The sequence below is a fragment of the Bacteroides sp. RCH18 genome, assembly GCF_058231005.1.
The window spans coordinates 3,421,960-3,436,626 of sequence record NZ_JBIPTC010000001.1 but is presented as its reverse complement, the minus strand read 5'-3'; the positions used below and the strand labels follow the sequence as shown (position 1 = coordinate 3,436,626).

Sequence of the window (14,667 nt, the reverse complement as noted above, 5' to 3'; positions counted from 1 at the left end):
TAACATTTGATGAATAGTTTAATAAAATGGAGAACTTTATTCAGCTACACTCCACAATCTTACTGACTTAAATTCTATATTTCTACAGATATCTGAGAAAGATACTACCCAGCCTACGGTAATAGTTTTTTCTTCTGTTAGTTCAAATATAGGTAAGGCAGATGTTTTATTAGTATGTTCTGACTCAAATTTGAGGTAAGAGAGGATAATGTCTGACTTTTCCAATTCTTCATTGTCAGGTAGTGATTCGCCTTGAGCTACAGCAAAATGGATATTGGTACTGCCAGAACCTATATTTGCGGCGTTTTTTACTTCGATACGCATTTCATACTTTCCTTCTGGTAAAGTAAATGTTTGCCAGATCTTTCCGTTGTCATAATATCCCTGACTCCATTGTGTTGTTTCGAACTGAATTGTTCCATCGTTATATTCTGTGAAGCCGGCACCTCCATTGGCATTTTTAGTTTCCATAACTTCATTCCATTTCCAATCGTAAGGTTTTCCCCATTTATTGCTTACATCATATCCTCTAAATGGATATCCGGCATTCTTAATATAAAGACTGGTTAGGTCTTTTGTAATGCCAATGTAACTTTGGGAAGGCAATGTAACTTCTTTATATTCTGTAACAAATTCGTCCAAGGAAGTTGTTGTCGGTTTATATATACTATTGTACCGGAGTATTCCATCAGCTTTAAAATTGTCGAGTTCTGTTGTAGTCTCGTCAACTGAAATATATTTCGAGCCTAAAGTTCCGTCCTGACGTTCATATTCAAGGTTACAGCCTACTAAACCGTCTCCTCTTGATATATTCCAATTCAGTTTGGCTGCCCATATTCTTTCTGATTGTCCACTTTCATTTACAATTTCTTTTTGTTCAGGAGAGATACTATGTAAAATCCGGTTGGTTAATGCTTGTTGGTATAGTTCGCCATATGCATAAGCAGATACCTCTGTCGGGATAGATGTGTTGTTTTTGGGATCATAGGTGACTATCGAGAAGTCATATTGTCCTTCTGTTAAATTCTCTAACATAAATTCGAAGGTTTCTCGTGGTTCCGTACGTTCTATTGGAAACTCTTTAAACTTTTCTTCCAATGTAATAGGATCTTTGTAACTAATAACACATTTTACCTGATTTACACCGTACATCATTTTCCCTTCTATTTTGATTCTATTTTTTCCAGTAAAAGCTTTGAGTGAATCAAGTTTTCCTACATAGATTTTTTCTCCCTCGTCTAGATAAGGCTGAATACCATCCAGCATGCCATTACACGAATAGAAAAAGCACAGGATACTACAGAGAATCAATATATTTATTTTTTTCATACTTTTGCTTTGTTAAAAGGTTATTGTATCGGGGTTCCGTAGAACCAAAGTTGCTGCATAACTACCAATCCGGCACCGTCATGAGTAGAAAGTATTTTAAATCGAATGTATCTTACTGGAGGAATATCTGCCGGAAATTCAAATTCTTCTCCTTTACTAGCATATGTTATATCTTCTTCTGAATTTGAACCGGCGGGCCATCCGGAAGGTTTTATACTTTCACAATCTGCCAGTTTGGTCCATCCGTCCCAACTTCCGTCCGAAGATGGTAAATCAGAACGTCCCCATACTTCCCATTCTTTGATAGCACCTGCACGATAGTAATAACTACCTCCCATGGAGCGTTGCCATGAGGTGAAGCGGCTTAATTGAGCGGTTTGACCCATATCGAATGTAAACCATACAGGAAACTCGGAAGGATTAAAGTCATAACCGTGAGCATAATTCCAACTGTTTAATCCATGATCTCCATTGAATAAAGACTCCAAAGTATGACCTGCGTTGTCCATCTTTATATCATTGGCTAGATAGAAAGTTTTGAATTTGGTCAAATCCAATTTTTCTTCATATAGTGGTGTCAAGGTTGTTAAGTATTCCTCTGACTGGTTATCATATAGATCGCGGACACGGACTTTAAAATCATGTGGTTCGGCAGAGAACCCTCGGAGTGTAAAGCCGATGTTTTTTACAGAAGTATATTCTGTATGTTCTACATTCCAATTACCTTTTGAATCTTTTGTAGAGACATCAAAGATGAGATAGTTTCTGCCTCTATTTGTAGTATGTATATAAATACCTCCGAATGTAGGATTTACTTCTATTTCTTCAATGGCAGTAAGGTATGCCGGTTTTCCAGGTACTATTTCGGTGATGATAGCTTCTCCTTCTTTCTCCATTTTGTTAACGGCTGAGATTACTAGTTTTTTCGGGTTCGTATTACCGAAACCTTCTATTGTCGTTTCATCAGTATAGAGAGAAGCACGTGCTTCCATTTCTTTTCCATTGTCAAGTGTATATTTTATTTTGATATACAATAGATCTTCGTCTGTTGGAGCAGTGAATTTCAATGTCACTCCACCAGGAATTTGTTCATAGGAAGTCACTTGTACTGTACCAGGAGCATGTCCACTGTCATCCCCATAAGGTTTATGAGTTTCTACATCTTCGCAACTGTGTAGCAATACTGCCGCACATGCCATCCATATATAATATAAGATTCTTTTTTTCATTGTTTTTCGATGTTTATAATTACCATCCATACGTTTGAATTAATTTGTCGTCTACTTGTAAGTCTTGTTTTTTTATAGGCCACAAATAGTCTTTAGTTGTAAATGCGCGAGGAACAAAAAGAGTTGTGACTTTATAAAAGTCTTCTTCTATTTCTCCTTGTACGTTCCATCCTTTAATGGATTTACTCAGTTCTTTTGAAGCGTCTTTCCATCGTCTGAGATCATTGTATTGATGTCCTTCCAACGCAAGTTCAATTTTACGTTCCTGTTTGATGATACTTCTTATCCCATCTTTAGTTTTAGGTTTGGTAGGATCATTGCTGTACTTTTCCCATGCTACTCTGACATCTCCTATATCTTCGGTCTGTCCAAGTACACCTTTTTTCAATCCGGAACGTTCACGTACCTTCCGTAGGTATGTATAAACTTCTTCCGGTACATTATTATCACCTTCTGCAGCTTCATTAAGTGATTCTGCATACATTAGATACAAGTCGCCTAATCTGATAATAGGGAATGGGTATTCGTAGACTACTTGTGAAGATTGAGTTATAGCATTTTGATAATATACTACTTTTTTAGCGAAATAACCTGTAATGGAGTAGTTAAATCCCCATTTGTTTCCAGAGTTTCTTCCATATTTACCATCTACATAATTCAAGTCATTGACATCTGTACGTCCGTTACCATACCAAGTGGAACCATCGAAACCGAGAGACCCGTAGAAGCGGGGTTCTCTGTTGAAGTGAAGTACGGCAGTGGTCCAGCCTGTTCGCATGTTATATTTATCAGCACTAGTCACTTGTCGGGTTGTGTAACGATTATCATAGTTTCCGCTTGTTAACCATTCTTTGTCTTCGTCAATGGGCACTCCATTTTTACTGTAAAATTGTTCCGCTGTTTCCAGTGTAGGAGCATATACACCTGCTGCCCTGCTTTGCAAAATACTGCCTGTTACTTGACCGTTTCCACTTCCTTGTTGCAAAGAAGGAACAATACAAGCCATCGATAGGTTTTGCAGTTCATTGGTACCCTGTTTGCCTACGCTCCATATCAATTCGGAGTTAAAACGTTCTGTTACTGTTTGACGGATATTCATGCTGTAAAATATTTCTTCTGGTAGGTCCTGGCTATAAGACATGTCCATGCTGCAGTCATAAAGTTGACATCCATTGGTTTCTGCAGATTCTATGGCCTCTTTGCATGCTTCAGCTGTTTTCACCCATTTTTCACGGCTGAATTCTTGGTTGATGAATGGTTCTCCTTCTTCGTTTCTGAAATTTGCATAATCTTTGTTTCCATTGAAGAGAGGACTAGCTGCCCACAGCAGTATTTTGGCTTTAAGGGCTAATGCTGCAGGTTGTGTCAAACGTCCCATTTCTGTAGCTTCCATAGTGATGACTGGTGGCAAGTCTTTGTACGAGTCGTCTATAAGCTTTACCATGTAATCAACTATTTGATCTACTGGCATGCGAGTAACTTTTACTCCTTCTGGATCAGTCGATACAGGAAGAGCTTTGTCTACAATAGGAATAGGACCATAGTGTTCAAATAGAAAAAAATGGTAATAGGCTTTTAGTACGTTTACTTCGGCGATCCATCTTTTTCGTTCAGAATCTGTCAAGTCGTTCACTTTATGCTGATCTCTTACATAATCAAGAAAGATATTACACTCTCTAATGGCACGGAACATGGGAAGATTACTTCCTCCTTCTCCGTCCCAATAATTGGCATAAGGAGCATCAATATTCTGTAATCCACGGGCTATATAAAAGCTGACTTCATTGTCAAAGTGAGAGTCATTAGTAGTATAGAACCAACATTCGTGTCCGGCTCCCATGCCGGGGATTCGTTTGACAGATCCATGGTCTGGAACAAAATGGTAGCAGTTGGCCAAATAGCGTTCGGCTGTATTTCTGTTGTTGAATACAATGTCCAATGTTGTCACATTATCGGGAACGATATCCAAATAATCTGAACAAGAACAAAGCAACGTCAAAATGATAGTAGGAATATATTTCGTAAATTTTTTCATATCATTGCTTTTTAGAAGTTAATGTTAATGCCGAGGTTATATACTCGCTGAATAGGATATCCTAGGCCATTATTACCCATTTCTGCATCCCATAGTTTAAACTTGCTGAAGGTTAGTAGGTTACTTCCCGTTAAGTATAGGCGCAAAGATTGTACACCTATTTTTTTCAGAGCTTTTTGCGAGAATGTATAGCCTAATTCTACAGTTTTCAGACGAATGAATGATCCGTCATGCATCCACCAGGTACTTGTTTGCATATTATTTTCAACAAGTGTGGGAGATAAACGTGGCCAAAATGCGTATATATTACGATTGTCCTCAGACCAATGATCTTTGGCTATAACATCCAAACATTGTTGAACACCCGTCTTTCCACCTGCATCGTAGTTTACAAAAGGAGATGTGTTTCTAGGGTCGATGAAAAAAGATACTCTTGCATTTCCTTGAAAAAACATAGAGAGGTCGAATTCTTTGTAGCCGGTAGAGAAACCAAATCCGTAAGTAATTTCAGGTTGATTAGGATAACCGAGAAAAATTTGGTCTTCACTAGTAATTTTTCCATCATTATTTAAATCTTTATATTTAATATCTCCCGGCATGGCTCCACCATTGAAACTTGTTTGTGAGGGAGAGTTGGCAACATCATTTTCATCAATAAATAGGCGTTCGGCGATATATCCGTAATTAAAGTTGATTGGTTGCCCTATTCTAGAACGATACCCTTGTCCGTAACTAGCATAATCTGGTTCTTCATAGACTTCATACCTTCCTTTGGCAAGCGTAAAATTACCCATTCCTTTTATCCAGAAATCTTTATTGGCAATATAAGAATAGTTGACTGATAAATCAACTCCTCGGGAAGATGCTTCACCTATATTAGCACTTACTCCGGCAGAAAGTCCCATTGTAGAAGGAATGTAGGCGCGGTTTTGGTAAATTTGAGTACGACGTTCATAGAAGAAGTCAGCTTGAACTTCTAATGCACTGTTGAACATACCTAATTCAATACCAAAGTTCCCTTTCTTTGATTTCTCCCATGTAATATTAGTGTTGGGATAACGAGAAATAGATACACCATTCATTTGGTTGCCGTAATTTGTTCCAAAATATTGGCCACGTCCACCATCATTTGGATTTACTTCCGATAAATAATAGAAACGATCATCTGAACTTCCAATGGCATCATTACCTACCAGACCATAGGTCATTTTGAATTTCAGTTTATCCATTGTGTTTAATAATGGCTCCCAAAAGCTTTCGTTCGAAATGATATACCCTAAACCGAAGGAAGGGAAGAAACCGTATCGTTCGTGAGCAGCAAACCGTTCAGAACCGTTATATCCAAAGTTGAATTCTGCAAAATACCTGGAATCGTAAGCATAGGTAAAGCGACCTGCTAGCCCTTGGTTTCTGCGTGGTAGTGATTTCTGTAGAGTGTCTTCACTTGATCTTTTTTCTTCTCGGCGAGTATATACTAACATTCCGCTAGTGGCATGCACACCGAATGTTCGGTTATAGCTGATGGCAGCTTCTACATAGTTGGTAGTGTTGATATTTCTGCTTCCTTGATTGTATGACAAATACTCTTCCCCTTCTACAATGTTAGTTAATGTATAACTATTGGTTTCTTTGTCATAGTCGGCCTGATAATAATAAGGATTGATAGCTCGAGTAAGGTCGGAATAAGAAGAGCGAGTGGTACTAACTAAGATTCGGGCATCCAATCCTTTGGTTACGAAGTCGAACTTTTGTTTTAATTCTGCTTGTGCAGCTACCAATAAATTATTGGATTCTTTGTATCCTCTAACCATATCTGCATATGGATTAATGTAGGCTCCTTTATCGGCATTACCAAATAGCACATGCGTAGCATTGACATATTCGCCTGTTGCAGGATAACTTTTAGGATACATAACAGGGCTTGTCTTCATTACCTTCTTATAAAGTCCTTCACCACTGTCCAACGGACCGGTATAGTCATCAAAATTTCCATTGACGCGAATAGAGAATTCTGTAGTCTTGCTAAGATCCATATTAATATTAGACCGAACAGAATAACGTTGCCAGTTAATGTTACTGTTGTAGTTGTTGAGTTTATCATTTTTGATCACTCCTCCGTCTTTGGTGTATGAAGCTGCTACATAATAACGTACTGCACTGCCTCCTCCACTTAGATTAGCATTTACTCTTGTAGAAAGAGCGTAGTCATTGAATAGTTCATCATACCAATTTACTGCCGGATAACAATATGGGTTGGTACCAGCAATTGTATTTTCTATTTTTTCTTGACTATAAACTGTGTAATTAGCGCTGGCAGCAGGATTATTAGGATCACGCCGAGAGTTTACAGCTTCATTATTTAATCGCATAAAGGTGATAGGATCTGTTAATTTCACCTTCTTTCGAGGAGTGGATACTGATTGTTCTACACGGACGGATACTTTCGGCTTTCCGGCAACTCCCTGTTTAGTCGTCACAAGGATTACTCCATTTGCTCCGCGCGCGCCGTACAAAGCAGTAGCTGTAGCGTCTTTCATAATAGAAAATTGAGCAATGTCATCCACATTCAAGCGGGCAAGATCATCTGTACTCAATTCAATGTTGTCAATCAAAATAAGAGGATCTTTTTTATAACCAAATGTTGTGGCACCACGCACAAAGAACTGAGCGTTGTCCTTACCGGGTTCACCTGTTGTTTGGAAAGCAATTAGTCCGGACATTCTTCCGGCAAGAGCGGTTGTCAGATTGCTACTCGGTACTTTCAGTTCCTGTGGATTTACTGTAGAGATGGCACTAATTACGCTCTCTTTCTTTTGCTTGGCAAAAGCAACTACCGTTACTTCGTCAAACTCATTAGCTTCAGGAAATAATTTAATAGAGTAAAAGTCGTTACTATCTACTTTTATTTCTTGCTTTTTCATACCAAGAAACGAAATTTCTAATATATCTCCGGTTTTTACTCGCATAGTGAATTTTCCGTCAATATCTGCAATTGCACCACCTTGACTGTTTTTTATTTTGATGGTAGCTCCTGCCATAGGTTCATTATCGTCACCTGTCACTATACCCTTCACTTCTCTATTTTGCGCATATATACTTGTCGCAAAGAAAAGACAGAGTATGACTGGAATCAGTCGATTCATTTTAAAGAATGAAAAGAGTCTTTCTTTCATATTTTTCATGGATAATTTAAAATTAATATTAGGTTAATACATTTCTGGCAACTAGATCGTTGTCTTGTCAGTGGTGGGGAAATCTCGAATTCGTTTCATATATTATTAGATTTAATGTGATAAATTTCTAAATTCAACGAGTCAAAATTAGGTAAATGTGTTATTTTAATAGTGTATAAACGCAGCAAAAAATAACGCATTTACTGCAAAATTGTTATTAAGGGATGATTATGGTAAGATCATCTCCTTTATTCATGGATATATAAATTAGTCCATCATCCTTTATTTTAGGAATGAATGTTTTTTTGTTCAACTTCCAACAGTATAGTTTTGCATTTGATAAACGAAGAGTAAATACTATTGGAGCGGTAGCTTTTAGTACTGCATTTTCTATTTGGCTATTTTTCCAACTCGCATCTATTTCAATACCTCCCCGAGCACAAAGTCCTTTAAAATTTCCGTTTTTCCATTCTTTAGGTAAGCACGGTAATAATTCAATGCAATTATCGTGACTTTGCAATAGCATTTCTGCAATACCTGCTGCTCCGGCTGTATTCCCGTCAAAAGCGAAGATGTCTTCACCTGCTCCGGCAATACCAGCGGGAGAAACTGTAAACATATTTTCACGTGATAGTTTTCCAAGTAATTGTTTTACACTATTATAAGCATTTTCAGAGTCTTTTAATCGGGCATAAAAGCAAATCATGTTAGCACGACTCCATTCTGTATCTTCCCAATCTTTGGCTGCTAAACGTCTTTCAATAGTTTTTCGGGCAGCTTTTGCTAATTCGGGTGTTTTATTTAAGGTAATCTGAGAATAAGGATAGAGGGATAATAAGTGTGTGGTGTGACGGTGATTGGGATGTGCTTCTTCGTAATCTTCAAACCATTCCTGTACTCCTCCGTTTGTGCTGATACGGAAAGGAGGGAGTTTGCTGATAGCGGTACGGAGGCTGTCGGCAAATGAGGCATCGACATTTAATATTTCCGTAGATTGCAGGCATGCCGAGAATATCTCATAAGCTAGTACACGGTCGCAAGTCGGCATCATAGATGCGCAAAATTCTTGTCCTTGATGGCGAAAACTGTTTTCCGGCGAGATACTAGGACCTGTTACCAAATAGTTATTTCGTGGGTCTATTACCATATAATCTAATAGAAATTCAGCATTACTTTTTAATAATGGATATGCGGTATTCTTTAAAAAATCTTTATCTTGTGTGTAATCATATTGTGTCCATAAATGAGAGGCAAGCCAAGAAGATGCAGTCGGGAATAATCCCCAAAGAATACTACCTGATACAGCTGTATATCCCCATGGATTGGCTGTAGTATGTGCAGTCCATCCTTTACAACCATATAAATCTTTTGCTGTTCTTGCACCATGAATTGATAGATCTTTAATATAGTCAAAAAGAGGGAGATGACATTCTGCTAAATTACCTACATTAGCAATCCAATAATTTTGTTCAGTATTGATATCCAAATGATAATCGTTAGTCCATCCCATATGGCAAGCGAGGTTATCGTTAAAAAAACCTTGTAAAGCTACAGGTAGAGGAGAATTAGGACGTGAAGAAGCGATCAACAGATAGCGGGCATATTGGAAAAATAATGCATCTAATCCAGGATCAGATTCTCCTTTCTTTACCCGTGCCCAACGTTCATCGTTTGGTAGGTGATCAAACTTTGCGTGATGCTCAAACGAAAGTCCTACCCGGGAGAAAAGTGGAGAATAGTCTTCTATATGTTTTTTCTTCAGAGTCTTAAAATCTTTCTTTGATGCTAATTCAATTGTTTTCTCACATTTTATTTTGTAGTTGTAACCAGAGAACGTATTGTTTTTAAAATTAGTACGTACATCAGATAATAAAGTGACTTCAGTAGCTTTCTCAATATAAAGTTTTTTCCCTTCAGCCTTTATTGTTCCTCCTTTTATTTGTACAGCAATACGTCCTTCAAAATGTACTCCTCCTTTACCATGTTTTTCAAATTCTGCATTACCGGTATAAATAAGTTGGTTACCGGATGCTACTACATTTGCCTGTCTGAGTAATTTCAATTCAAGTTCCATCGTTATTGCTTTTGGACGACTAGCTTTTATATGCATGGCAACTACGTCATCTGGATTAGAAGCGATACATTGGCGTATATATTCAGTATTACCTACTTTATAGCTAACTGTGTTTATAGCAGTATGTAAATCCAGTTCATGGCGATAATCTGATATTTCTCCTTGAGGATATGAAAAATTTATTTTCAAGTCACCTATGGGAAGATGTGTTCCTACTGAATGTGGGCTACCTGCCATCATATTTCCTGCGACGTGATTACCTTCTGACAAGTTATTTTCAAAAAACAGCTTTCTTACTTGATTGAGTTTTTCTCTTCCGAATGGACGTTGCTGATGTTCATCATATTCCCCTGACCACATTGTTGATTCGTTTAGAGCGAGTGTTTCTGTTTCTATGCCACCATAGATCATTACACCAAGACGACCGTTCCCCAAAGGAAGAGACTTCATCCATTCATCTGCAGGTTTATCATACCATAATTTCATTTTATTCTCGGTTGCCTTCAGTGACAGACTACCACTAACTAGAAGTGCGGCCCCTATTATCAGGCCTAATGTTACGTTTCTCATGTTATAAAATAGTTTATTTCAAAATGATATTGCAAAGGTATAGGAGAAGGGAAAAGTAAAAATGAACAAATGCGGCTATTACTGAAACAAATGCGTCAACTCCTTTTTATATACTGTTTTTTAGTGTATATTTGCGCGCACAGCCAAATATAACCACTATATAATTTATGAAGAAACACCTACTACGATTAGCTTTCATAAATGGATTGCTATTCTTATCTATTTGTATTTTTGCTCAGGAATATTCTGATTTTTATTTCACCCGTGTTAATGGAGAAAATGGTTTATCAGAGAGTAATGTAAAAGCAATCTTGCAGGATAGCTATGGATTTATGTGGTTTGGGACAAAAAATGGGCTCAACCGCTATGATGGAACTTCTATTCTCCAATTCGATTGCGATGATTTGGAGGAGGGTACAGGTAATCATAATATTGGTGCTCTTTTTGAGGATAAAGAAAGGAATTTATGGGTTGGAACAGACAGGGGTGTTTATATATATAATCCGGCGGTCGATGTATTTAAACGTTTCAAAATAGCTTCATCAGAAGGGATAACTCTTGATAACTGGGTAGCGGAAATTCTGTCTGATTCACTAGATAATATTTGGGTGTTGATTCCTGATCAGGGACTTTTTCGTTATAAAGACGGAAAGGTACATCATTATTCATTGATAGATAAAGACAATTTAAAAAATAATAATCCGGAATGTATTTGTATCAATGAGCAGGGCGAAGTATGGGTAGGTACATCAGGAATAGGTTTATTCAAGTACAATTATCGGGATGATAATTTTGAACAATATTTGACAGACCGAATGGGACGTTCGTTAATTGACAAAACAATTATAAGTATTTGTTTTCAGAAAGAAAATGCTATTTTGGGAATACATGAAGGAGATTTGCTGAAATATAATACTCGAACAGATGAGTTGAGTGAAGTTTCGTTCCTTGGTGAGAAAAAAACATTTTTGCGAGATGTAATGTGTTTTGGAGATGAAATTTGGGTAGGTTCTCTTCATGGAATTTTCATTATTAATGAGAAAGAAAATAATGTTATTCATTTGAAAGAAGACCTGATGCGTTCATTTAGTTTATCGGATAATAGTATTTATTCTATTTATAAAGATTATGAAGGAGGAATTTGGATTGGAACAATGTTTGGAGGTGTCAACTATCTGCCTAATCGTATCTTGACTTTTGCTAAATATGTACCGGGAAGCGATTCATATTCTTTAAATACCAAACGTATCCGTGGATTGGCAGAAGATAATAATGGGTGTATTTGGATAGGTACTGAAGATAATGGTGTTAATGTATTGGATCCTCGAACAGGTAAAGTACATCAGATATATGATAATGTTCCAGGTCGTCTCATTACACTATCAGTAAAACATTATGAAAATCATATATATGTTGGATTATTTAAACAAGGAATGAATGATATTAGTATACCTGGTGAACATCTTAAATACGTCAGTGATAAGGATTTGGGTATTGAAGAAGGAAGTGTATATAGTTTTTTAAAAGATAGTAAAGGTCGTACTTGGATAGGACCTGGGTGGGGATTATATGTATCACAACCTAAGGAAAGGAAATTTCACCGTGTGGAAGAAGTAGGATATAACTGGGTTTTCGATATAATGGAGGCTAGAGATGGTACAATTTGGCTTGCTACTATGGGAAATGGTGTTTGGAAATGTGATCCTAAGAATAATTCTTATAAGAATTATTCTTATAAGGAAGGAGTTGACAACTCTCTAAGCTCCAACTCCGTCAGCTCCATCATGCAGGACAGTAAAGGGAATATATGGTTCTCTACCGACCGTGGCGGTATATGCAGATATAATGAAGCGCAGGACAACTTTACCACTTTCAGTATTGAAGACGGACTACCGGATGACGTAGCTTACAACATATTGGAAGATGATGCCGGAAATCTGTGGTTTGGCACCAATAAAGGATTGGTCAAGTTCAATCCCGAGAGTGGAGATGTACGTGTCTTTACCAATAAGGACGGATTGCTGGGTAATCAGTTCAATTATCAATCGGCATTGAAAGCTCAGGATGGAAGGTTCTATTTCGGCGGGGTGGACGGATTGATCGCGTTCGATCCTACTGTTCAGGAGGAGGAAAAGCCGCTTCCGCCTGTTTACATTTCCAAGTTCAGTATATATAATAAGGAGGTGACGGTGCATACTCCCGAATCACCCCTGAAACAATGTATCGTACATACGGATGAAATCGTCCTGCCTTACGACCAGGCCAATATCAGCTTTGATGTGGCATTGCTCAGCTACTCTACGGCCGAGTCCAACCAATACTATTATCGTATGGAACCTCTTGACAGGGATTGGGTACGGGCTGCCAGCAACCAGAACATCTCGTATGCCAAACTTCCGCCGGGAAAATACACCTTCCGTGTGCAAGCTACTCACGGCAGCAAGTCCGAGTCGTCCACACGCTCTCTGTCTATTATCATTCTTCCTCCGTGGTGGCAGTCTATCATTGCTTACATTGTATATACAGTATGTATTATCCTGATCGTGGTTGGCACCATCTTATGGTACAAACGCCGCAAGGAGAAACAACTGGAAGAACGGCAAAAGCTGTTTGAGATCGAAAAGGAGAAGGAACTGTACGAATCCAAAGTGGACTTCTTCACAGAGATAGCGCACGAAGTGCGTACCCCTTTGACACTGATCAACGGTCCTCTCGAAGCCATTGAGGAAATGGAGATACAGGAACCCAAGATGAAGAAGTATATCAGTGTGATGGTTCAGAACACCAAACGCCTGCTGGAACTTACCGGACAACTGCTGGACTTCCAGAAGATCGGTGCCAACAAGCTGACCATGAAATTTGAGAGCGTGGACATTACCGAACTTCTTGCCGGAATCGTGGCACGCTTTGAAGTGACGTTCAGCCTGAACCGGAAAGAATTGCAGTTAAAATCGACAGAAGAGCAGGTATGGGCAGCCGTAGATAAAGAAGCAATCACCAAGATACTGAGCAACCTGCTCAATAATGCGCTGAAATACGCCAGCCAGAATGTACTGGTAGAACTGGAAAAGGGAGAAGACAGCTTTACGATTCGCGTCACCAGTGACGGAAACAAGATTCCGGCGGAAGTCAGCCAATATATATTCGAACCGTTCTATCAGGTGGACAGAAAGGAGAAGCCCCGTAATGGAGTAGGCATCGGCTTGTCTCTGGCACGTTCGCTGGCATCCCTGCACAAAGGCACGATCTATCTGGATACCCGTCAGGAAAACAATATGTTTGTACTGACCATTCCTTTAAATATGGAGGGCATTAAACAGGAGAACAACAAAGCCATACAGAAAGACATTGTTGAGCTGGACGAACATACGCCCGTCACGGCCGATATGTATGGATATACCCTCCTGCTGGTAGAAGACAATGAAAGTATGCTGACCTTTATTCTCGAACGCTTGCAGGAAAACTTCACCGTAGAGACAGCGATGAACGGGGTAGAAGCACTGGAAATATTGAGAAGCAGCCATATCGACTTGATCATCAGTGATATCATGATGCCTGTAATGGACGGATACCAACTCTGCAAGGAAGTAAAATCGGATATGGAACTTTCTCATATTCCTATTATCTTCCTGACAGCCAAGAATGACATCGACAGCAAAATCAACGGTCTGAAATATGGTGCGGAAGCATATGTTGAGAAACCTTTCTCTTTCAATTATCTGAAAGAACAAGTCCTGTCCTTGCTTGACAACAGGCGCAGGGAAAGAGAAGCCTTTGCAAAACGCCCCTTCTTCTCTGTCAACAATATGCAGATGAACAAGGCGGACGAAGAATTTATGAATAAGGTGATCAAGGTCATTGAAGATAACATAACCGATGATAATTTCGGTGTAGAACGAATGGCGGATATACTCTGCATGAGCCGTTCCAGTTTGTTAAGGAAAATCAAGACACTGTTCAACTTGTCTCCGCTCGATTTTATCCGGTTGATCAAGCTGAAGAAGGCAGCCGAGTTTATTCAGGAAGGTAAATACCGGATCGGAGATATCTGCTATATGGTCGGCATCAATTCGCCGTCTTATTTCAGCAAGTTATTCCTGAAACAATTCGGCATGACACCCAAAGATTTTGAGAAACAATATCAATCCGGCAAGCAGATCATTATCACGCAGGAGATAAAGAATGTCGAGGCAGGAGAGGGCACAAAATAGATAAAATACCTCTCTTAGCCCCCATTGGAGCTTATTTGCCGTATTT

Annotated in this window: 6 protein-coding genes; 1 reads left to right on the top strand and 5 read right to left on the bottom strand. The window is 38.7% G+C overall.

The window, feature by feature from the left end:
• Positions 1-36: 36 nt before the first annotated feature.
• From ACHLI0_RS13400 to ACHLI0_RS13380, 5 genes are all read right to left on the bottom strand, one after another.
• Complete coding sequence (locus ACHLI0_RS13400) at positions 37-1,329, bottom strand: DUF4998 domain-containing protein (protein WP_062695862.1); 1,293 nt, start codon at positions 1,327-1,329, stop codon at positions 37-39.
• 20 nt (positions 1,330-1,349) lie between these two features.
• On the bottom strand, positions 1,350-2,558 hold the full coding sequence (locus ACHLI0_RS13395) for a DUF5000 domain-containing lipoprotein (protein WP_217719654.1): 1,209 nt from the start codon (positions 2,556-2,558) through the stop codon (positions 1,350-1,352).
• Positions 2,559-2,577: 19 nt separating this feature from the next.
• The gene (locus ACHLI0_RS13390) at positions 2,578-4,593 is read right to left on the bottom strand and encodes a RagB/SusD family nutrient uptake outer membrane protein (protein WP_055219073.1); all 2,016 of its coding nucleotides are present in this window, start codon (positions 4,591-4,593) and stop codon (positions 2,578-2,580) included.
• Between the two features lie 11 nt (positions 4,594-4,604).
• Positions 4,605-7,766 (bottom strand): SusC/RagA family TonB-linked outer membrane protein, encoded by a 3,162-nt coding sequence (locus ACHLI0_RS13385; RefSeq protein ID WP_490749368.1) that lies wholly within the window; start codon positions 7,764-7,766, stop codon positions 4,605-4,607.
• A gap of 217 nt (positions 7,767-7,983) precedes the next feature.
• Positions 7,984-10,410: a glycoside hydrolase family 95 protein gene (locus tag ACHLI0_RS13380; protein ID WP_055219069.1), complete on the bottom strand. Its 2,427-nt coding sequence runs from the start codon at positions 10,408-10,410 to the stop codon at positions 7,984-7,986.
• A gap of 167 nt (positions 10,411-10,577) precedes the next feature.
• On the opposite strand from ACHLI0_RS13380, the gene ACHLI0_RS13375 reads away from it, so the two are divergent.
• Positions 10,578-14,621 carry a hybrid sensor histidine kinase/response regulator transcription factor gene (locus ACHLI0_RS13375; RefSeq protein ID WP_490749367.1) on the top strand — a complete coding sequence of 1,348 codons (4,044 nt, stop codon included), beginning with the start codon at positions 10,578-10,580 and terminating at the stop codon, positions 14,619-14,621.
• Positions 14,622-14,667 lie beyond the last annotated feature (46 nt).